At 69.3% G+C, this 19831-nt stretch carries 18 protein-coding genes and 3 pseudogenes; 6 read left to right on the top strand and 15 right to left on the bottom strand.

The genetic code is table 11. The annotated features are described in order from the left end of the window. Positions 1-19: 19 nt before the first annotated feature. Both ACIQCZ_RS24180 and ACIQCZ_RS24175 read right to left on the bottom strand, forming a co-directional pair. On the bottom strand, positions 20-451 hold the full coding sequence (locus ACIQCZ_RS24180; RefSeq protein ID WP_402284767.1) for an SH3 domain-containing protein: 432 nt from the start codon (positions 449-451) through the stop codon (positions 20-22). A gap of 53 nt (positions 452-504) precedes the next feature. Continuing rightward, on the bottom strand, positions 505-834 hold the full coding sequence (locus ACIQCZ_RS24175) for a hypothetical protein (RefSeq protein ID WP_402284766.1): 330 nt from the start codon (positions 832-834) through the stop codon (positions 505-507). Positions 835-1438: 604 nt separating this feature from the next. Between ACIQCZ_RS24175 and ACIQCZ_RS24170 the strand changes: the two genes are divergently transcribed. Next, positions 1439-1867, top strand: a complete 429-nt coding sequence (locus tag ACIQCZ_RS24170) for an SRPBCC family protein (RefSeq protein ID WP_402284765.1) — start codon at positions 1439-1441, stop codon at positions 1865-1867. A 370-nt stretch (positions 1868-2237) separates the two neighbouring features. Here ACIQCZ_RS24170 and ACIQCZ_RS24165 read toward each other — a convergent pair whose 3' ends face one another. The 6 genes from ACIQCZ_RS24165 to ACIQCZ_RS24140 all read right to left on the bottom strand — a co-directional run bounded on the left by ACIQCZ_RS24165 (position 2238) and on the right by ACIQCZ_RS24140 (position 8240). After that, a complete protein-coding gene (locus ACIQCZ_RS24165; protein ID WP_402284764.1) occupies positions 2238-3530 on the bottom strand; it encodes a cytochrome P450 in 1293 nt (430 codons plus the stop codon). 573 nt (positions 3531-4103) lie between these two features. After that, on the bottom strand, positions 4104-4397 hold the full coding sequence (locus ACIQCZ_RS24160; protein ID WP_402284763.1) for a sulfurtransferase TusA family protein: 294 nt from the start codon (positions 4395-4397) through the stop codon (positions 4104-4106). 5 nt (positions 4398-4402) lie between these two features. After that, on the bottom strand, positions 4403-5668 hold the full coding sequence (locus ACIQCZ_RS24155; protein WP_402284762.1) for an MFS transporter: 1266 nt from the start codon (positions 5666-5668) through the stop codon (positions 4403-4405). 160 nt (positions 5669-5828) lie between these two features. After that, positions 5829-6293: a hypothetical protein gene (locus tag ACIQCZ_RS24150; RefSeq protein WP_402284761.1), complete on the bottom strand. Its 465-nt coding sequence runs from the start codon at positions 6291-6293 to the stop codon at positions 5829-5831. A 91-nt stretch (positions 6294-6384) separates the two neighbouring features. Continuing rightward, positions 6385-7566: a cysteine desulfurase family protein gene (locus ACIQCZ_RS24145; protein WP_402284760.1), complete on the bottom strand. Its 1182-nt coding sequence runs from the start codon at positions 7564-7566 to the stop codon at positions 6385-6387. Next, positions 7563-8240, bottom strand: coding sequence for an ArsR/SmtB family transcription factor (locus ACIQCZ_RS24140; protein WP_402284759.1), 678 nt, complete (start codon positions 8238-8240; stop codon positions 7563-7565). Before ACIQCZ_RS24140 ends, ACIQCZ_RS24145 begins: the two co-directional genes overlap by 4 nt. A 40-nt stretch (positions 8241-8280) precedes the next feature. On the opposite strand from ACIQCZ_RS24140, the gene ACIQCZ_RS24135 reads away from it, so the two are divergent. Continuing rightward, a complete protein-coding gene (locus tag ACIQCZ_RS24135; protein WP_402284758.1) occupies positions 8281-8547 on the top strand; it encodes a hypothetical protein in 267 nt (88 codons plus the stop codon). Further along, entirely contained in the window at positions 8544-9821 is a 1278-nt protein-coding gene (locus tag ACIQCZ_RS24130) for an MFS transporter (protein ID WP_402284757.1), read from the top strand. Before ACIQCZ_RS24135 ends, ACIQCZ_RS24130 begins: the two co-directional genes overlap by 4 nt. Before the next feature lie 205 nt (positions 9822-10026). On the opposite strand, the gene ACIQCZ_RS24125 is transcribed toward ACIQCZ_RS24130, so the two are convergent. The 5 genes from ACIQCZ_RS24125 to ACIQCZ_RS24105 all read right to left on the bottom strand — a co-directional run bounded on the left by ACIQCZ_RS24125 (position 10027) and on the right by ACIQCZ_RS24105 (position 15737). Then, complete coding sequence (locus ACIQCZ_RS24125; RefSeq protein ID WP_402284756.1) at positions 10027-10542, bottom strand: cupin domain-containing protein; 516 nt, start codon at positions 10540-10542, stop codon at positions 10027-10029. A 283-nt stretch (positions 10543-10825) separates the two neighbouring features. Next, the gene (locus ACIQCZ_RS24120; RefSeq protein WP_402284755.1) at positions 10826-11647 is read right to left on the bottom strand and encodes an MIP/aquaporin family protein; all 822 of its coding nucleotides are present in this window, start codon (positions 11645-11647) and stop codon (positions 10826-10828) included. 729 nt (positions 11648-12376) lie between these two features. After that, positions 12377-12823: a DUF6174 domain-containing protein gene (locus ACIQCZ_RS24115; protein WP_402284754.1), complete on the bottom strand. Its 447-nt coding sequence runs from the start codon at positions 12821-12823 to the stop codon at positions 12377-12379. A 26-nt stretch (positions 12824-12849) separates the two neighbouring features. Next, the gene (locus ACIQCZ_RS24110; protein ID WP_402284753.1) at positions 12850-13011 is read right to left on the bottom strand and encodes a hypothetical protein; all 162 of its coding nucleotides are present in this window, start codon (positions 13009-13011) and stop codon (positions 12850-12852) included. Positions 13012-13697: 686 nt separating this feature from the next. After that, a complete protein-coding gene (locus ACIQCZ_RS24105; protein WP_402284752.1) occupies positions 13698-15737 on the bottom strand; it encodes a WD40 repeat domain-containing protein in 2040 nt (679 codons plus the stop codon). 214 nt (positions 15738-15951) lie between these two features. Between ACIQCZ_RS24105 and ACIQCZ_RS24100 the strand changes: the two are divergent. Together ACIQCZ_RS24100 and ACIQCZ_RS24095 are read left to right on the top strand one after the other, a co-directional pair. Beyond that, positions 15952-16263: pseudogene (locus ACIQCZ_RS24100) on the top strand (IS701 family transposase); the annotation flags it as partial. Positions 16264-16482: 219 nt separating this feature from the next. Next, on the top strand, positions 16483-17229 hold the full coding sequence (locus tag ACIQCZ_RS24095; protein WP_402284751.1) for a phosphotransferase family protein: 747 nt from the start codon (positions 16483-16485) through the stop codon (positions 17227-17229). Positions 17230-17310: 81 nt separating this feature from the next. Here the strand turns inward: ACIQCZ_RS24095 and ACIQCZ_RS24090 are convergent. Beyond that, positions 17311-18006 (bottom strand): annotated as a pseudogene (locus tag ACIQCZ_RS24090) (IS5 family transposase). A 92-nt stretch (positions 18007-18098) separates the two neighbouring features. On the opposite strand from ACIQCZ_RS24090, the pseudogene ACIQCZ_RS24085 reads away from it, so the two are divergent. Continuing rightward, positions 18099-18476 (top strand): annotated as a pseudogene (locus ACIQCZ_RS24085) (transposase); the annotation flags it as partial. An 8-nt stretch (positions 18477-18484) separates the two neighbouring features. Here the strand turns inward: ACIQCZ_RS24085 and ACIQCZ_RS24080 are convergent. Then, on the bottom strand, positions 18485-18913 hold the full coding sequence (locus ACIQCZ_RS24080; RefSeq protein WP_402284750.1) for a VOC family protein: 429 nt from the start codon (positions 18911-18913) through the stop codon (positions 18485-18487). Positions 18914-19831: the final 918 nt, after the last annotated feature.

The following is a 19831-nucleotide window of genomic DNA, read 5'->3' as shown; positions in this document are numbered from 1 at the left end:
GACGGGCGGGCACAGCGGCTCAGCACCAGGGGACGGCGCTCACGTTGCGGACGTAGCGGGCGGAGATGTAGCCCTTGTTGTGGGAGAGCTTGTACCAGAGGTGGTTGCCGCGGACGTTGCGCCCGTACTTCTTGCAGGGGATGTGGACCGTGCTGGCGGGACGCAGCGTGCCGATGACCCGGTACCCCGTGCCCGGGCCGGAGCGGATCCTGAGCGGCATGTGACGGGTTACCACACGGCCCTGGACGTAGCCGGTGCAGGTGACGGGCCGGGGCGTGGAGTGACTCGGCGCCCACAGCTGGGGCGGGGCCGTGCGCCGGTGGGTCATCTGCTGGTGAGGCGCCGTGTGTCGCTGCTGCGCGGCGGCGGTGTCGGCGGAAACGACTGCGGCGGGCAGCATCGCGATCGCCGCAACCGCGGTCACGAGGCTGCGCTGGATCATGCGATTCATGGACTCTCCTATGAGGGTGTCTTCAGGATCGGCTGAGTGAGACCCTGTGTCGCTCAGCGTTTCCTGGCCTTCGGACGAAGATTCCGTCCCACGTGTTTCCGGGAGAAAGCGGGACGTCCCACCCGAAGGGACGGTTGAGTCCCGGCCGCCGTCGCCCGGGAGGCCAGCCCCCCATTTCCCGCCGGGCGGCGGATGCGGGCCCCGTCAGGGTGGGCGGTGACCAACTGTTCGATCTCGTCTTCCAGTGCCTTGAGGAGGGCCTTGCCGGCCGTCGGTCGGTCGGCGAGTTCGCGGATGAGTTCGGCGGTGCGCCGCTCGCCGGGAGGCGCGACGCGGTGGGCCTGCGTGGAGTTCACGGCGGCGCCCGCGAGGGCCTGCGCCACGGTCTGCCTGCTGACGCCGTGCCTGCCCAGATGGCCAAGCGATGCGGGTGGTTCCGGCGCGCCGGAACCCGCTCGCGATGACGTGGCGGCCCGGCACGACGAGTCCGGACTTCGTCGTGGGGTCCACGGCGCGTTCCAGGCGGGGGAGGCCTCCGGTCCGCTGGAGACAGCGACACGCATATTGCCGAGGACATCTGGTCAGTGGCCGTGGAGCGGATCCGGCGGACCACTCGGTTCCCACAACAGCCGTCCCAGTCCTCGCCTGAGTTCGATGAGATGACGACCCGGTTCGTCGAGAGGGGCCTGATTCGATTCCCGGGGGTGGACATCGGGTCGGGTACCTCAGGGAGCTGCGGCATCGCGTCGGCGCAGTCGAAGACCTTGTCGTAGGACTCGGCGTGCTCGGCGATCAACAGCGTGTTGTCGCAGGCTTCAAGTTCCGCGCCCTGACCTGGAATAACGACGAACGGATACATGCACCCACCGAGCGTGACCGGATCGCGGGCATTGAGACAGAACCGGGCTGGGTGGCCGGAGGGCGGGCAGCAGAGCAGGCTGGAGGTACCGATGGCCCGGGCGGCCGGGCCGGGAAGCGAGGCTCCCGATGAGCAGGCTCGAAGAACAGGTCAACGTCGATGTCCCGGCGCAGGAGGTCTGGGCGCAACTGCACCGCATCGATGAGTATCCGATGTTCATGGAGGGCGTGAAGAGTGCCGCCGCGGAAGGCAGCAGCCGAGCCCATCTCGACGTCCGGATCGGGGACGACGAGCAGGCTTTCGAGACACGTATCACCGATCGCGGCAAGGGCCAGGTGATGGACTGCACGGTGGACAGCCCGGACCTGAAGGCAGCCTTCGCCGTGAACCCGCTGGACGACCAACACACCCAGCTGCAAGTCCGGCTGGAGTACGACCCGGACACCGTGCGGGCGACCTTCGGGGGCCCGAAGGGATTCGCCCAGGTCCATGCGATCGAGGACACAGTCCGCACCGACCTGGAGAAGCTCAAGGACCTGCTGGAGAGCAGGCATTGATCTCGACGTGTTGATCGTGCTCGGGAAAGGACGGGCGCACAGGCCGACACCACCGGCTCCGTAGCCCTGCACCACTGGGCGGAAGTCCTGGACCGGCACCTCCCTCTCGGCCGCCAATACCCGCGACAGCCACGGTCTGTGGTGCTCGGATGTCCCCTGGGCGCGGGTGTCGCAGCCCGGACCTGCGTCCCACTTCCGCCTCGGTCACCGCTGCTGCGTTCGGCATCGGCCGGGCGGTCGCCATGGGGCTGGTTGATGCCGGAACGTCCGTCATCGTGACCGGGCGCAACGCCCGGCACGGAGCCCGGACCTCAGTCGAGACGGGCGAGTTCGCCGTGGAGGCGGCCTGTCACTGAAAGCGGGACTGCTCTCAGCTGCGCGAGGTGGCACGCAGGCGCAAGCCGACAGTTGTGAGACCTTCGAAGGTGGCGAGCTGGTAGCTGGGTTCTGGTCCGGGCGGCTCGCTCAAGTGGTATCGGCGGGCGGTCTGCGCGGTCAGGAGCGTCAGCATCGCCATGGCCAGAGCGGCTCCTTCGCAGCCATGCGGCCCGGTACCGAAGGAGAGAAAGACCCCGGGTTTCGCCGGCGAGCCCGAATCATCGAGCCAACGCTCGGGCTGGAACCGGTCCGGCTCGGGGTGCTCCCGTGCGTCGCGGTGGGCGGTGTAGGGGCAGACAAGAACGGTGGACCCGGCGTCGATGGTGTAGTCGGCGAGCTGGGTCCGCCGCGTGGCGCGCCGGGTCAGTAGCCAGCTCGGGGGGTGCAGTCGGAGCACCTCGCGGACCAGTGCCTGGGTGTATTGCAGGCTGTCGAGGTGGGTGCTGGTCGTCGCGGCCGGGTCCGCGGGCAGCAAGGCGGCTTCGGCCGCGACGCGGCCCGCTGCCTGGGGGTACCGGGCCAGGTTGAGCAGAATCCATCCGGCTGCCCGGGAAGGTGTCTCGAAGGTGGCGAGGGTGATTCCGGGGAGAGGGTCGAGGACGGCCTCTTCCGGCAGTAGGCCGTAGCGGGAGGAGGGCCGGAGCATCTGTCCCAGCACGTCGTCACCGAGCAGGCCCGATGAACGGCGTCGGCGGACGATGGGCAGCAAAGCGTCGACGAAGGCGACTTGCTGCCGTGTACGGAACCGCCGTGCCGGTGTGGGGACCCAGCGCGGCCATACCCAGCGCGAGGGGCGTACGAGCACCTCCCGGGCCAGGAAGAGCTGCGAGGCGAAGGGCAGCAGAGTGGGAGCGTCCTCGGAGAAGAGGTAGCGCACGCCGATCTCCGCCAGGGCGTGCCGGACCGGGGGCAGAATCTCGACGTCCTGGTCCGTGGGCCACTGGTCAGCAAATCGAGCGGTGCTGGGCGCTATCTCACCGATCCGGGCTGCAACCGCCTGCGGGCGTAGTCCGCGCATGCGGGCGGCGTGAGCGTGCGCACGCTCCTCAGGCGTCGGTGCTCCGCTCGACCGCTTCAACGACGGGAAGAGTGGCGAGGGTGGTTTGGGGAAGTCCTGCGCGCGGCGCAGAACTGCTTCACACGGCCCGGCCGTGGCCGCTACGTAGACACCCGGCTCCAGTTGCCAGACGTCCCCGCACTCGACAGCGCCACGGCGCGCCAGCGTCAGCCGGTCGCGGCTCCAGGCCGCGAAGCTGCCTTCGGGCAACCGCGGCGGCTCATTCATCCGGCCCATGGGATCGCCCCTGGCTCTCGTACCTGTCCGGGCCGAAATTGTCGGCAACGTGACCAGAAGCCGACGGGCGCCCGGGGGCTCCCGCCGGCAGTGCTGTCAGACCCGGTAGTCGCCCCTTACGCACCCCAGTCGTGTTCCCCGTACGCACCGTAGTGGCGGGTGAAGGACAGCTTGCCGAGCAGCTTGGCGATCATGATGCACTCCTCTCGCCTGCCTGAGCCCTCCCAGCAGAGGGTTCAGCAAAGAAGTTCTCGCCAGCACCAACTGCCACATATCCCATGTTTCCACTCACGCCATATATGTCACATTCAGGGCATCAGCCGCGCGCGTGGATACGAGGCGCGTGCGTGCGGGCCGGGCCCGCAGCCAGCCGTCGTCGCCCCGTTGCTGGATGTCAGTGCCGCGCCCTCGGCCGCGAGGTGTGGCGACGCCGGTCACCTCCTGACCTGGCCAACTTCTCTGTCAAGTTCAGAGTGTTGAGCTGAGTTCGGCGTCAGGCCTTCCACTGGGAGAGGAGCTGATTGCCGAGCGCGATGCGGCGAGTGCGCCCAGTGATGCCAGAGGCTACGGGGTGTCTGGGTGCCAGGGGGCGTCGGATCGGGTGGGAAGCGCGCCAGCGGCCAGTTGGAGTGCGTACGTCGGCCGCTCGATGCCGGGGACGGGGCCGAGGTAGTGGTGGCCGGTCATGTGGCACCAGGCGGGGAGGTCGAGCGGTGCGGCCGGGTCGGTGGCGATGACGTGGACGACAGTGCCGGGTCTGGCGCCGTCGATCTCCTGGCGAAGGCGGAGCAGGAGGGTGACGCAGAGCAGGTCGGTGCCGTCGACGGTGATGTCCGGCGCTGGGATCTCGGGGTTCATGGGGCTCATCGTCGGTAGGCGGTGGCGGCGACAGCGGGCAGGAGGGCGAGGGAGAGGATGCCGCCGGTGAGGGCGAGAGCGGGGTAGCTGGTGGCGGCGACCATGATGCCGGAGGCCATGCCGCCGGTGGCGCCGGCGATGGCGATGGAGACGTCGACCGTGCCCTGGGTCTTGGCGCGGGTGGCGAGCGGGACGGTGTCGGTGATGATCGCGGTGCCGGACACGAGGCCGAAGTTCCAGCCCAGCCCCAGCAGAGCCAGGGCGAGCGCGAGGAGCGCGACGGAGTCACCGGGCGCGGCGGCTGCGAGGATGCCGGCGCCGAGGAGGGTGATTCCCGAGGATGCGGCGATCTTCATACGGCCGTAGCGGTCGACGAGCCAGCCGGTGAGCGGTGAGGGCAGGTACATGGCGCCTATGTGGATGGCGATGACGAGGCCGGAGGCGGCGGTGCCGTGGCCGTGGTCGTGCATGTGGACCGGCGTCATGGTCATGATCGCGACCATGACGAGCTGGGTGAGGACCATGACCAGTGCGCCGAGGACGACGCCTCCGCGGCCGCCGTTCGTGTCGGCGCTGCCGGTGGCGGCCGGGGCAGTTGCGGCGCCGGTGTCCTTGGACTCGGCGATGGTATGGGCCAGGAGCAGTGGGTCGGGGCGCAGCCAGAGGGCGAGGACGAGGGCGGCCAGGGCGTACGCGGCGCCGGAGAGGATGAAGGGGCCGGCGAGGTCGGGCATGCCGAGGGTTTCGGCGAGGACGCCGGTGGGGGCGGCGAGGTTGGGGCCGGCGACGCCGCCGAGGGTGGTGGCCACCAGGACGGTGGAGACGGCCCGGGCGCGGTGGCCGGGGGCGGCGAGATCGGCTCCGGCGTAGCGCGCCTGGAGGTTGGTTGCGGTGCCCGCGCCGTAGACGAACAGGGCGATGAACAGCAGTACCGGGTTGTCCAGGATGGCGGCGGCGATGACACCGGCGGAGCCGATCGCTCCGGTGAGGTAGCCGGTCGCGAGGCCGGGGCGGCGGCCGCGGGCCTGGGAGATGCGGCCTACGGCGACGGCGGCCAGCGCGGACCCGGCGGTGAACAGGGCGCTGGGAAGCCCGGCGAGGCTGGTCGAGCCGAGCATGTCCTGGGCGAGGAGGGCGCCGACGGTCACGCCGGCGGCCAGGCCGGCGCCGCTGAGGATCTGGGAGGCGACAAGGACGCGCAGGATGCGGCGTTGTGCCTGGGTGGGGTCGGGTATGGAGGCCGTCGTGCCGACGGGCGCAGTACCGGTCATGTCTCTTTCCGGAGCGGCAGTGAGTGATGCAGGACAGGAGGGAAGGCCGTCGACGGGCACGGTGGTCTGCGTCCGGCGCCGGTCTCCGCTGGGCGCCGGGCTGTCGTTCACCGGCCCGGCGCCGAGTGAGCAGTGCCGCGGGCCGGTGCACGGGGTGTGTTCAGTCGGCTTCGAGGGCTTGGGCGAGGTCGGCGATCAGGTCGTCGGCTCTTCGAGGCCGATGGGCAGGCGGATCATGCTGTCGGCGATACCTCGTTTTTGGTGCGCTCGGCCAGGTCCAGGCCGTGATGGGTGGTGGTGATGGGCTGGGTGACCGGTGCTGTGGCCGGAAAGGTTTGCCGGGAGGCTCGCGGCGTCCGGTGCGGTGGGTCGCAAGGCGGAGGATCGCCCTCGTGCTGGACGTACTCGGGTGATGCGACAACGCGGCGAGGTGCCGTGCCGGGCGTCGCGAGCCGGTGAACCTTTCCGGTCGCAGCACCAGGAACTCGACGCCGCCGAGGCTGGGAGGGATGGCGAACAGGCGCAGCCGGCCCACCACCGCGGCGGTCTGTTCGGCGTCCGCGTCCAGGACGACGCTGAGCATGCTGCCGCCGAGCATGTCGCCGCCGCGCATCTGTGTGTGCACGATCTGCTTCTGCTCGCCGGTGGCCGGCCTGGGTAGTTGACGAGGGCCACGCGCGGGTGGGTGGCGAGGAAGGCGGCGACGGGTGGTCCGGTCACTGCGCGCCGGCCGCCCCGACAAGGGCCGCTGCTGCCGTCTCGATGTCCTTCGGCGTGGTCCACCGCCCGAGGGACAGTCGCAGCGCCCCGAGCGCGCGGGTCGGCTCAAGGCCCATGGCGGTCAGGACGGGTGAGGGCGTGTGGGTGCCGCTGTGGCACGCCGAGCCGGTCGAAGCCGCGATCTCGCCGGCCGCGGCGAGCAGTTCGTGCCCCAGGGCACCCTCTACGCTGACGTTGAGCGTGTTCGGCAGCCGATGTTTCTCCGGCCCGTTGATGTGGACCCGGCCCGGCAGGGCCGTCGCCAGTCGCTGGTGGAGGTCGTTGCGCAGGGCTGCGAGACGAGCCGGGGCGCCGGTGGCGAGGTCGTCGACGGCGAGCTGGGCGGCGGTCCCGAGCGCGACGGCCAAGGCCACGTTTTCGGTGCCCGCGCGCAGGCCGCGTTCCTGCCCGCCGCCGTAGACGACCGGCTCCAGCCGTACGCCATCACGTACGTACAGGGCGGCGGCGCCCTTGGGCGCGTACATCTTGTGCCCCACGATCGTGAGCAGGTCCACACCCAGCTCGTCGATGTCGAGGGGGATCTTGCCCGCGGCTTGGGCGGCGTCGCAGTGGAACAGCGCATTGTGCTCGTGGGCGAGGGCGGCGAGTTCGGTGACCGGCTGGAGGGCGCCGGTCTCGTTGTTCGCTGCCATCACCGACACGAGCACCGTGTCCTCGGTGAGCGCTCCGGCCAGCGCCGCCGGGGCGAGGAGTCCGTGGCTGTCGACGGGCAGCACCGTGACGCGTGCGCCGTGCAGCCGTTCCAGCGCGGACACCGTCTCCAGCACGGCCGGGTGCTCGGTGGCCTGGGTGATCACGTGCGGGCTCGGGTGGGCGGAGGCGAGGACCGCGCCGCGCAGCGCGAGCAGGTCTGCCTCGGATCCGGAGGAGGTGAAGACGACCTCGCCGGGCCGGGCGCCGATCAGGTCGGCGACCTGGGCGCGGGCCTGATCGAGCGCCCGCCGCGGCACCTTGGAGAAGGGATGGCTGCTGGAGGGGTTGCCGAAGAAGTCCGTCAGGTGCGGCCGCATCGCCTCGGTCACCCGCGGGTCGACCGGGGTGGTGGCGTTGGAGTCCAGGTACACGGGGCCGTCGGCGAGGCCCGGGTGCGGCGGGAGCGTGCGGTCGGGGCCGCTCATGTCAGCTCCGCCGCGTCGACGGGCAGTTCGGACAGACGCCACTCCAGCATGCCGTCGTTGAGGCGGATCGCGCGGCGGCCGCGGTCGGTCAGCAGCCGTACGGCGTCGTAGGCCAGGACGCAGTATTCGCCGCGGCAGTAGACGACGATCTCGGTGTCCTCGGGCAGTTCGTCGATCCGGTCGGCCAGCTCCTGAACGGGGATGGAGAGTGCACCGGGGATGTGCCCGGCGTGGTACTCCTCCGCAGGTCGCACATCGAGCACGACGACGTCTCCCGCGGCGACGCGGGCGCGTAGTTCCTCGCGGCCCATCTCGTCGGTCGTGTCCGGGCCGAGGTAGGCGTCGCGCGCGGGGGGCACGGCCGTCTGGTGGCGGTCCGCGACCTTGCGCAGCAGGGCGAAGAGCTGGGCGACGTCGTCGCCGGCGATCCGGTAGTGGATGCGCACGCCTTCACGGCGGGTCGCGACGAACCCGGCCTGCTTGAGGGTCTGCAGGTGCGCGGACGCGGTGGTCAGGTTCAGCCCGGCCGCCTTCGCGAGCGCGTCCACCGTGCGCTCGCCCTGGGCGAGCAGATCCAGCAACTCCAGACGCTTTCCGCTGGCCAGCGCCTTTCCGCTGGCCGCGAACGCGTCATACAGCCTGGCCTTCGTCGCGCTCTTCATGCTCTCCGACATGGAATCCTCCATAAATCCATGGATTATCGTAGTTGAATCTTTGGGGCATGACTACCCCCTTCCCGAGATCTTGGAGGACGCCGTGGGCTCCGTGGACGATCACCTCACCCCGCTCGTCGACGAAGGGCTCGGCAACAGCGCCTACCCGCTCGATCCCGGCGACGGACGCGCCCTGGCCATGACCGCCGCCGGCCTGCTGGAACGCGCCGGGCGCACCGACCTCGCGGTCCTGGACGGCGGGCCGGACCAGTACGCCACCGCCCGCGGCCGGCAGCCCGTCCAGCACACGGAGGACGCGCACTCGTGAACGCCACGTCCCCCACCACTTCGACCGACGCCTCCGGGCGGCGTGTGCAACTGGGCCTGCGAGAGAACTGGCTCCAGTTCACCCTGCTGGTCATCGTCAACGTCTGCGTCGGCGGCCTGGTCGGCCTGGAACGCACCACCGTCCCGCTCATCGGCTCCGAGACGTTCGGCCTGACCAGCGACCTGGCCGTCTTCTCCTTCATCATCGCCTTCGGTCTCACCAAGGCGTTCACCAACCTCGCCGCCGGCGCCCTCACAGCCCGCTTCCGCCGCAAGCAGCTCCTGGTGGCCGGCTGGCTGCTCGGCATCCCCGTCCCCTTCACCCTCGCCTACGCACCGCACTGGGGCTGGATCGTCGCCGCCAACGTGCTGCTCGGCCTCAACCAGGGCCTGACCTGGTCGATGACCGTCAACATGAAGATCGACCTCGTCGGCCCCTCCCGGCGCGGGCTCGCCACCGGACTGAACGAGGCCGCGGGTTACACCGCGGTCGGCGTCACCGCCCTGCTCACCGGCTACCTCGCCACCGGCTACGGCCTGCGCCCCGTCCCCGAACTCATCGGTGTCGTCTTCGTCATCGCCGGCCTCGCCCTGGCCCTGGCCGTCCGCGACACCGCGGCCCACGTCGCCCTTGAACTCGCCCACCACACCAAGCCGCTGCCGACCGGCGAGGACACCGGACTGAAAGCCACGTTCACCCGCACCTCCTGGCACGACCGCTCCCTGCGCGGCGCCAGCCAGGCGGGCCTGATCAACAACCTCAACGACGGCCTGACCTGGGGAGTCTTCCCTCTACTGTTCACCGACCACGGACTGGGCCTGGCCGCCATCGGCCTGATCAAGGGCCTCTACCCGATCCTGTGGGGCATCGGGCAGATCCCCACCGGTCACCTCGCCGACCGCATCGGCCGCAAACCCCTCATCGTCAGCGGCATGCTCGTCCAGGCCGTGGGTTTCGTTCTCGCCCTCGCCCTGCTCGACCGCCCGCTGCTCGCGGGCGTCCTCTCGGCGGTCTTCCTCGGCCTGGGCACGGCCATGGTCTACCCGGCCCTCATCGCGTCCGTCTCCGACCACGCCCATCCTGCCTGGCGGGCCAACGCACTGGGCACCTACCGCTTCTGGCGCGACATCGGCTACGCAGCCGGCGCGCTGGTCGCCGGCATTCTCGCCGACGCCCTCGGCCTCAACGCCACCGTCATCGCCGCAGCCGTCCTCACCGCCGCCTCCGGGCTCCTCGCCGCCCGCTGGATCACCGGCCCGACCCCCACCGAATGACCAGCCTGCCCCGGCCGCTACCGGTGCAGGCCCTGAGCCCCTCCTCGAAGGCGTGCACCTTCGCCAGGCGCCGGCCTTCGGGTAGAGCATCGACAAGACCGCGGTCGAAGGAGTGCGCCGCGAAGCCGCGATGTTCGTAGATGCTGTCACCGTGCGGTGTGCCGACGCCGTAGTGGGGGGCGCCGTACGGAACCTGGAACACCGCTCAGCCGCGTGACCACTTCTGCTTGGCCCACGAAAGGTCGGCCGGCGCAACCCAGTAGTTGTTGAAGAACCTCACAACCTGCGCGGAGTCCGGCGCATCCAGGCCGGGCGGGGGCAACTCGCGGCGCTCCGCCGGCCGGGAGCACCCCAGAATGGCCTGCTCGAATCCGGCCGGGGTGTAGTAGTTGAGGCAGTGACAGACTTCCGTCCCCGTCACCTTGAACTCGTGCATCACGTTCCGCGGGAGGTGGCCCAGGCTACCCGGCCCGAGGACTGCTTTCTGCCCACCGATGATGGCTGTCATCTCGCCGGACAGGACGTAAAACGCCTCGTCCTCGAACGGGTGAATGTGCGGAGGTGGGCCGGACCCGACCGGCATGAACTGTTCGATGACGGAGTACTCACCGTTGGTTTCCTCGCCGCTGGCCAGAACCAGCCACAGGATATCGAGCAGCCATCGCGCAGGGGCGTCATCTCTGCTACGGGTAAAGGGATTGCCGGACACGATCAGAGCCATGGCGATGACCTCCAGGAGCTGTGGAAGTGCAGCTTTGTTCCGGGATGGTGGACGGCCCTTAGCCACTTGTTCGCCGGGCCCGCCTGCTTGCCGGATGACTCAGGCTGGACGCAACAAGCGTCACGCACAGGCGGCGCATCTACCCGGCCTGGGGCTGCTGGTCGGCCCGGAGTGGGGACTGTGTGCGAGGACGTCTTCGCCGGGCTGAGCCCGGATGCGCCGGTCCTCTGGTGGATCGAGCAACGGTCGTAGCGCCCTTGGTGCCGCGTACGCCGGTCCGGGCCTACCGCACACGCCGACTGCGTGCTTGTCCACTGCCGGCGATACGGGGCTTGGACACCTGCTCAACTGCTGAGGGCTGGCCCCGACGGACGAATCGGTCGTAGAGCACCGCGGCGAGGACACCACCGACCACAGGGCCTACCAGGCTCACCCACCAGCCGCTGAACGAGCCGGCCGCGATCATCGGGCCAAGACCGCGGGCGGGGTTGACCGCGGCCCCGTCACTGGGGCCGCCGATGAAGACCGCCGCGGCGAGGGCGAAGCCGACCACGACCGGGGCAATGGGGGCCGGAAACCGCTTATCGGTGACCGCGGCGGTCACCACGAGGACCAGTACGAAGGTGATCAGGATCTCGACGACCAGGGCACGGCCATCGCCCACCCCGGGCGCCGGGTTGGTGGCACCGAGGTGCGTGGTGGCCCGAGCGGCGTTGCCGTGAATGGCCCAGGTGGCGAGAGCGCCGAGGATCCCCCCGGTCATCTGGACAGCGATATAGCCGGGGACATGCCGCCACGAGAACCTGCGGATGACAGCCAATGCCACGGTGACGGCCGGGTTGAAGTGCGCGCTGGAGACGTGGGCGAGGCCCCCGACCAGCGCGGCCAGCGCCATCCCGTTGGCCAGGACGATGGCCAGCGAGCCGTAGGCCGGTCCGGCGATGGTGTGTGCCAGTCCGGCGGAGGTGGCGGTGGCGGTTATGGCGAAGACCAGGATGAAGGTCCCGATCAGCTCAGCGAGGTAGGCGCCGACCACGCCGTCGGCGTGCGGCGCCCAGGGGCGTGTGGCGGAAACTCGGATACGCTCTTCGACTTGCAGAGGCATGTTTCACTTCCTTGGCTGAAACGCACGGCTGGTGCTGAGCCTTGAAGGATGTTTGTCGCAACGCAGAGGGGCGCCCTGACGGCATATCAACCCACCCGATACTTCAACCGCAGCCTCAGGATGCGGAGATCGGCGTCGCTCGTCAGAGGTGTCGCTCGACCGCTCGCCAATGCCGCTGCGATGGGGGAGACCCGACGCAGGGCTTCGGCCGTTGGTCGGCAGACGCTCCTTTCAAGCGTACGACGTCGCTGTGAGGGCGTCTCCTTGGCCCAGGACAGGAGTCGCCGACGGGGCATGTCTTCCTCTGCCGGGAGCTCCTCCCACATCGCGTTCGCCGCGCGAACAGTGGGCACGGCCGACTCCGGGTCCCCGATGAAGCCCCAGTCGTCGCCGGCCGCTCGGACCTCCTCGTCACGAACCGCACGAATGGGAGGTCCGCGCCTTCGACATCGACAACCAGCAGTGCACCAACGGCGTGAGGGCGGTGGAAGGACTCGCGAATGCTGTCGCAGTCGCACTCCGTGCGGGCGGCTGCGAGATCCTGGATAGGGATGAGCTGGGCACTGTTGTCATTCTTGGGGCGATCAAGGACGGCAAGGTTCCCTGTATCGATGGCTGTGTCCAGGAGGAGCGCGCATGCAATGACCCTGGCCCGTGCATGGCCGATGGCTGCGCAGCGGACGGTGCGCAGCCATCACTGCTTGCAGACCTGGACGTTTGGGGCGCCGGTCAGGGGAGTTCGCGGTACTCGGTGATGAGGTAGTCGGCCTCGTCATCGATGGCATTCGCCAGCCAGTCGATGTGAATCTCAGTGGGGTGTCCATCTGCGGCAAATACCGCCTCCGCGACCTCAGCCTGGCCTGCACGGGCCTTCTGCACGTCAGTGAGGAGACTGCCAAGCGTTGGGACATCCTGCGGATTCTCCTTGACGGTACGCCGGGCCGGCTCGTCGAGGCCGATCGCCTTGACGACCGTCCCGTTCCCCACGGTGATCCGGTACTCTCCAAGGCCGCCCCGCTCTCCGGACTCGGAGAGAAGCCGGAATGAATACCGATCCGGTTCGGACCATCGGGCTGCCTCTGCTGTGGCACCGCCTCCGGCGGCGACCGGTGTGGACCCTGAGTCGCAGCCGACCACGGCGAGGGCAAGCGCAGCGGATGCGGCGAGCAGATACATGCTGGATTTCGTCACGGCCAGGCCTTTCAGCAGCTCAATTGCTCCTTCGACGGCGTCGCCATTGATCTGGTTCCTGCCCGAGCCTGCGCGTCGTTGCTCTCCGCTTCCACGTCGACGACATGACGGGCATCCCAGGCGGTGAAATCCCGGCAGCAGCTCATCGTGCCCGTGAGGCCGGTGATGCTCATACGTGACCACACGTCCCTGCCCAAGTCACTCAAGCGGGGTCCGCCGGATGTACAGTCCGGCGGCAGCGGTCAGAGGACGGGGCAGCCATGCACGGGCCAGGGTCACTGCATGTTCGGGATCGGTCCGGTTCTCCGGTCTCGGGCATGTGACGTCGTGTCCCTGTCCCCATTGCGACGAGATGCGCCGACTCAAGGTCGCCGCCTTCCGGCGCCTCGGCTGCGCGAGCGCACGGCCCTGCCGGCGAGTGCTCGGCCCGACGTCGGGTACGAGTCAGGACCTGGCCCGGCCCCCGGGGTTATCGCCGTGGGCGAGGAGGTGGGCCCGTTCTCGGCAGCACATCAGGGCCTCCGCACTCAGCCGTGAGCTGGCCTGGGCCGTCTTCGTCGGCGACGCCTTGGAGTGAACCCCCCTTCGTGTGAACCATTGCCTCATGCCAGGCTCCGCCCGGCACCCGGAACCCGGCACGCACCAACCAACGATGCGCCCGATCCCATGAGCTCACTCTGGTTCCGGGCTCTGGAAAGGTCCGGATGCGGGCGTACGCACGTGGGGCAGGAACCCACGGGCTGGCCGACCAGCCTGCGGCTTCCTGCCTCATCACCACCCCGAACAGCTGACGTCGACGCGACCGAGGCGTGGGCTACCGTGTGGCGGACACCCCGGGACGCACCGCGCAGGGACCTGGTCAGCAGCGGGTGAGCACTGCCACCTCATGGCCGAACCCCACCACCAGACGACCGTCCGGGGAAACGGTCACAGCGTTCACCCCTGTTGGAAACACCAACTCCCGTTCCTCGAGTCGGCCGGTGGCCAGGTCCCATACTCGCGCCGTGTTGTCATCGCTGCCGGTGACGGCGACCGGACGACCGTCCACGACCGTCGTCGCCACCGCCCTCACCCCGCCGGCGTGACCGGTCAACGGCTCGCCGATCTGTTGGCCGGTGGGCAGATCCCACACCCGTACCTTTCCATCGCTGCTGCCGGTGACGGCGACCGGGCGGCTGTCCATCACCGTTGTCGCCACTGCCACCACCGCTTCGGTGTGGCCGGTGAAGGGCTTGCCAACCGGTTGGCCGGTGGCCACGTCCCACACCTGCACCAGCCCGTCCCAGCTGCCGGTGAGGACGACCGGGCGGCTGTCCATCACCGTTGTCGCCACTGCCACCACCGCTTCGGTGTGGCCGGTGAAGGGCTCGCCAACCGGTTGGCCGGTGGCCACGTCCCATACCCGCACCGACCCGTCCCAGCTGCCGGTGACAGCGACCGGGCGGCCCTCCACCACCGCCGTCGCCACCGCCACCACCGCTTCGGTGTGATCGCTGAGGGGTTTGCCGACGGGCCGGCCGGTGGCGAGGTCCCATACTCGCGCCGTGTTGTCGTTGCTGCCGGTGACGGCAACCGCACGGCCCTCCAACACTGCCGTCGCCACCGTCACCACCGCTTCGGTGTGGCCGGTGAAGGGCTCACCAACCGGTTGGCCGGTGGCAACGTCCCACACCCGCACCGACCCGTCCCAGCTGCCGGTAACGGCGACCGGGCGGCCGTCCATCACCGCCGTCGCCGTCGCATTTACCTCGCTGGTGTGGCCGGTGAGGGGGTTGCCGACCGTGCCAGCGGCCCATTCCCACACCCGCGCCGTGTTGTCATCGCTGCCGGTGACGGCGACCGGACGGCCGTTTACGACCGCCGTTGCCACCGCCAACACCCCGCTGGTGTGACCGGTCAACGGCTCGCCGACCTGTTGGCCGGTGGGCAGATCCCATACCCGCACCTTCTCGTCCCAGCTACCGGTGACGGCGACCGGGCGGCCGTCCACCACCGCCGTCGCCACCGCCCACACCCCACGCGTGTGGCCGGTGAGGGGTTCCCCGAGCGGTTGGCGGGTGGCCAGATCCCACACCCGCACCGTCCCGTCGTCGCCGCCGGTAACGGCAACCGGGCGGCCCCCCACCACCGCTGCCGCCACCGCCAGCACCGGGCCGGTGTGGCCGCTGGGGAGTTCGCCGACCTGGCCGGTGACGAGGTCCCATACCCGCACTGTCTCATCCCAACTGCTGGTGATGGCGACCGGACGCCTGTCCACCACCGCCGTCGCCACCGCCAACACCCCACGCGTGTGGCCGGTGAAGGGTTCCCTGAGCGGTTGGCGGGTGGCCAGATCCCACACCCGCACTGACCCGCCGCTGCTGCCGGTGACGGCGACCGGGCAGCCGTCCACCGCTCCCGTTGCCACCGCCACCACCGAGCCGGTGTGGCCGGTGAGGGGTGCACCGACCGCCTGGCCGGTAGCCAGGTCCCACACCCGCACCGTCCCGTCGTCGCTGCCGGTGACGGCAACTTGGCGTTCCTTCACCACGGCCGTCGCCACCGTCAACACCATGTCCGTGTGGCCGGTGAGGGGTGCACCGACCGCCTGGCCGGTAGCCAGGTCCCACACCCGCACCGTCCCGTCGTCGCTGCCGGTGACGGCGACCGGACGGCCCGCCAACACCCCCGTCGCCACGCCATTGACCGAGTCCGTGTGACCGGACAGGGGCTGCGAGATGTGGCGGTCGACCATGCCGCCTGTGGCCCACTGCACCTCCCACCGAGCCACAGGTTCGTCCTTGACCGGGACGGCGTTGATCCGCGCCGACAGCTCCCGCTCCCCATATCGGGCCGCATCCAACGCCAGCAACTGCCGCCGCACCCCCGCCCCGGCATCCCGGTGCAGACGCGCCAACATCCGGCACACCACCTGCACCGACCGCCCCGCAGACCCCGAATCGGTACACACCAGCCCCGATACCTCCCCCGGCTCGGCGTTCACCAAGAACCCCGGATCCGCCAAACACCCACCCACATCCACAAGCCCGGAGTCAGCACCGTCACCACGCAGATCATCAGACATGACCCACATGCAACCACCCTCCACTGACACACAACCCACGCCCGGCACCGTGGAAGAGACGTCCCGGTCCGGCAAGGGATTGGCCGGACCGGACAAGTACCAGGTCCGCCGCTACTCCTGGTCCCGCTGGGTCACCCTGGCCATGCTCGCCCACGCCTTCCTCGCCGTCGTACGCGCCGACGAGACCCGCCACCCCGCACCCATACCGCTCACCTGCAACGGAATCCAGCGACTCTTCATCACCCTGGTCGTCCAGTCCGTCCACGCCACGGCCCACCGGATCGGCTGGTCCCACTGGCGACGCCACCACCAAGCCCGGTCCCAGGCCAGCCACTACCGGCGACAAGCCGCACGGGCATGAAGATCACGGTCTACGGCCGGAGGACTACCGACCGTGGAGCCTGACCGTGGAGGACCGGATCCTGCTGGTAGCGGCTCAGGACTCCTGACGTAGTGGGCTTGACCTGGTCAAGGGTCAGTGTCGCGTATGAGGCTGTCGGGTGGTGGGACGCGGCCAGTTGCGTAGTCGCATGCGATAATCTGGCGACGTCGGTGATCACCTCCGGGATACTGGTCGCCCATGGATGAGGTCGAAGTCGTCGTCGCCCATTCCGAGCGTGCGACCCTGCGCGTCGGCGACGTGTTCCTGAAGGTGGACGCCGATCAGGCGCGTATCGACGCCGAAGTCGAGGCGATGTCCCTCGCGCCGGTCCCGACCCCGCAGGTCCTGTGGCGCAAGCCGCCCGTGCTCGCGGTCGCTACGCTCCCAGGGGCGACGCTCGGGCGCCTCGGCAGGCCGTCGACCGGGTCGTCGGCGGCGTGGGCCGCGGCGGGCGCCGCCATCCGGAAGCTGCACGACGCGCCGCTGCCGCCCCGGCCCGGCCGGGCCGGGCGGAGCATCGTCGCGCTGGCGACGGAACTCGACGACGAGTGCGAGTTGCTCGTGACGAACGGCCTCCTGCCCGCTGACCTGGTCACCCGTAACCGTCAGGTCGCCGAGGCCGCGCTCCGGCCGTGGACTCCGGCGTTCACGCACGGCGACCTGCAGATCGCGCACGTCTTCGTCGACGGCGACGAGGTGACGGGCATTATCGATTGGTCCGAGGCGGGCCAAGGTGATGCTCTGTACGACCTCGCCACCTTCACGCTGGGACACGAGGACCACCTCGACGACTTCCTCGCCGGCTACGGCACCGACATCGACCTCGACGTGATCCACGCGTGGTGGTCGTTGCGAAGCCTGCTGGCAGTTCGCTGGCTGATCGAGCACGGCTTCGACCCGTTCGCGCCAGGCTGTGAGGTCGACGTGCTGAGGTCCCGGGTGTGAGGCTACGCGGGTACGACTACTACGTACGCGTTCTGACGCATCGATCAGGCCGTCCCCTCCGGCGATCGCCCGCCCTCACTCTCAACGAATTGTGGTGCGCAGTCGTCGCCAGCAGATGACGGCGCAGCCGAGGGTGACGAACGCGTGGTGGATGTCGTCGCGGCTCACCCAGCGGGTACGCAGGCGGCGGAACCAATGCAGCAGTGTGTGATCGCTCCTTCCACGACCCAGCGGTACACGCCCAGCTCGGCCGTGCCCGGTGCGGCCTGGATCAGCGGGATCAGTTGGGTGACGTCGACGTCGTTTCGGTTGCCGCCGGTAGTGATCGCGGCGACCGGGGTGCCATGCGCCTCGACGATCAGGTGGTGCTTGCTGCCGGCCTTGCCCCGGTCCACCGGGGACGGGCCGGTGGTCGGCCCACCCTTCATCGCGCGGATGTGGCTGGACTTCTCCCGTGGCGCGGGAGAAGTCCAGCAGGGCCGCGGCCCGCAGCTCGGAGAGCAGCAGCTCGTGCAGGCGCTGTCAGACCCCGGCCTCGTTCCAGTCCCGCAGCCGTCGCCAGCGGGTCGTCCCCGAGCCGAAGCTCAGCTCCTGGGGCAGAAACTCCCAGTGGGTCCCGGTGTACAGCACGAACAGGATCCCGCACAGCCCCCTGCGACTATCCAGACGCTTACGACCGGGACGCCGCGGATTACGCGGGACAACCGGCAGCAGCGGCTCGATGCGCGCCCACAACTCGTCGTCGATCTCCCACGGTCTGGCAGCGGTCTTCCTCATCTCGACTGGCTCGCCCCCTCCGGCCGGCATCAACGAGGACTGACACACCATCATTCCTGGAGGTTCAGACGCCTCCTTTTGTTAAGAGTCGTTACTGGCATACGAACCTGACGCTGCCACAGCTCGCTCCGATGTTGGGGGTGTCGAAGTCGGCCGCCAACCGCATCATCGGCAACCTCGGACCGTCGCTCGCGCTTCAGCCCCGCCAGCGGTTTTGCAAGGACGCCGTGCTGATCGTCGACGGCACCCTGGTTCCCACGCGGGATCATACGATTGCCGAGCAGTCGAAGAACTACCGGAACTCGACCAACCACCAGGTCGTCATCGACGCCGACATCCGACTCGTCGTCACCGTCGGCCGACTGGTCACAGGCAACCGCAACGATTGCAAGGCGTGGGAACTCTACGGTGCGAAGGCCGCCGTCGGCCGGGCCACGGTCATCGCGGACGGCGGCTGCCGGAGCACCGGCCCGAAAACTCAGTCGATACAGAACTCGTTGCCTTCGATGTCCAGCATCGGGATGCACGCATCATTGCCGTCATACAGCGTTTGCACGTGTACCGCGCCGAGCGGAACCAGTCGCGCACATTCGGCCTCAAGTGCGGCGAGGCGCGCTTCACCCACGAGACCGGTGCCGACCCGCACATCAAGATGCACCCGGTTCTTGGCGGCCTTCCCTTCGGGGACGCGCTGGAAGTACAGTCGCGGGCCCACTCCTGAGGGATCTATGCAGGCGAACCATGAATCCCGCTGCTCAGGTGCCTGCGAACGATTGAAATCGTCCCAAGTGGCAAACCCCTCCGGTGGCGGGGGTACAACGTACCCCAACACCTCGCACCAGAAGCGAGCGAGGCGCTCAGGTTCTGCGCAGTCAAAGGTGACTTGAAACTTCTTGATCGCTGACATCGGCGCACCATAGCAGAGGGACTCTGCCGCTCATTTCCCCAGGCGGATCCACCCGCCACTCGTCGCGCTCTGGGCCACCTTGGACATCAAGTGATCAAACCGGACAGGCCACGAGAACGACACGGCCGTGGCGGCGGAGGGCCCCAGTGGTCCCCAGGATCCAGTTCTGACCAACCACCCTCATGCCGAGATCAGTTGCGGGAAAATCCCTGGTCGGTTCGTGTCCGGCAACTTGGCGGCCTTGGGAACTCTGGGGCGCCCCCGGGCTTTCCCGCCCGAAAGCCCTTCGTCCCGGCAGGACGAGGCGGGTGATACTCCGCCCTTGAACGAGATCTTCTTGCGAGCTGCTGTGCCCGTTGAGGCGGGAGTGCTCACGGCGCTGACGCGGCGGTGGAAGGGGTACTGGGGTCACCTACAGGCGCTGTTGGATCGGATGGCTGAGACTCTGGCGGTCAGCCCCGCCGCCATGCGTGACGGGCATGTCGTGGTCGCGGAGCGGGACGGTGCGATGGTGGGCTACTACCAGATCACCGGAGAACCGCCGCACGGCGAGCTGGCAGACCTGTTCCTCGAACCCGAGGTAATCGGCACCGGCCTGGGGGACCCTGTGAGTAGCGGTTTCCCTTCGCGCCCTGTCCGGCGGGCAGCTTCTGCCAGGCCCTGCGCGGGAGGCGCTCGGCAAGGCGGTCGGCGCGCTGAGGTCCGGCCGGGGTGGCGTCGCCGATGTGCTCGGCGAGATTCCAGCAGTTCTTGCACGGCAGGTCCGACAGCAGCCCGCGCACACCGCAGCGGGGTTCGGCTGGGAGAACCGGCTGGCTATCGGGCCCATCCCACCCTCGAATGCGTCCTGGCAACGGGCAGGTACTACGCTGGCGCCCGAGGTCGCCGCGTGATCACCGGTCGTCCACACAACACCTA

The organism is Streptomyces sp. NPDC093149 (assembly GCF_044754145.1).
Classification (GTDB): Bacteria; Actinomycetota; Actinomycetes; order Streptomycetales; family Streptomycetaceae; genus Streptomyces.
The sequence above is the reverse complement of the archived record's forward strand: the minus strand, read 5'-3'. Positions and strand labels throughout refer to the sequence as shown.

Bases quoted from the DNA above. Each gene is read 5' to 3' on its own strand.
- ACIQCZ_RS24180 (WP_402284767.1), bottom strand. From the start codon at position 451: ATGAATCGCATGATCCAGCGCAGCCTCGTGACCGCGGTTGCGGCGATC.
- ACIQCZ_RS24170 (WP_402284765.1), top strand. From the start codon at position 1,439: ATGAGCAGGCTCGAAGAACAGGTCAACGTCGATGTCCCGGCGCAGGAG.
- ACIQCZ_RS24165 (WP_402284764.1), bottom strand. From the start codon at position 3,530: ATGAATGAGCCGCCGCGGTTGCCCGAAGGCAGCTTCGCGGCCTGGAGC.
- ACIQCZ_RS24160 (WP_402284763.1), bottom strand. From the start codon at position 4,397: ATGAACCCCGAGATCCCAGCGCCGGACATCACCGTCGACGGCACCGAC.
- ACIQCZ_RS24155 (WP_402284762.1), bottom strand. From the start codon at position 5,668: ATGACCGGTACTGCGCCCGTCGGCACGACGGCCTCCATACCCGACCCC.
- ACIQCZ_RS24145 (WP_402284760.1), bottom strand. From the start codon at position 7,566: ATGAGCGGCCCCGACCGCACGCTCCCGCCGCACCCGGGCCTCGCCGAC.
- ACIQCZ_RS24140 (WP_402284759.1), bottom strand. From the start codon at position 8,240: ATGTCGGAGAGCATGAAGAGCGCGACGAAGGCCAGGCTGTATGACGCG.
- ACIQCZ_RS24125 (WP_402284756.1), bottom strand. From the start codon at position 10,542: ATGGCTCTGATCGTGTCCGGCAATCCCTTTACCCGTAGCAGAGATGAC.
- ACIQCZ_RS24120 (WP_402284755.1), bottom strand. From the start codon at position 11,647: ATGCCTCTGCAAGTCGAAGAGCGTATCCGAGTTTCCGCCACACGCCCC.
- ACIQCZ_RS24115 (WP_402284754.1), bottom strand. From the start codon at position 12,823: ATGTATCTGCTCGCCGCATCCGCTGCGCTTGCCCTCGCCGTGGTCGGC.
- ACIQCZ_RS24110 (WP_402284753.1), bottom strand. From the start codon at position 13,011: ATGAGCATCACCGGCCTCACGGGCACGATGAGCTGCTGCCGGGATTTC.
- ACIQCZ_RS24105 (WP_402284752.1), bottom strand. From the start codon at position 15,737: ATGTTGGCGCGTCTGCACCGGGATGCCGGGGCGGGGGTGCGGCGGCAG.
- ACIQCZ_RS24095 (WP_402284751.1), top strand. From the start codon at position 16,483: ATGGATGAGGTCGAAGTCGTCGTCGCCCATTCCGAGCGTGCGACCCTG.
- ACIQCZ_RS24080 (WP_402284750.1), bottom strand. From the start codon at position 18,913: ATGTCAGCGATCAAGAAGTTTCAAGTCACCTTTGACTGCGCAGAACCT.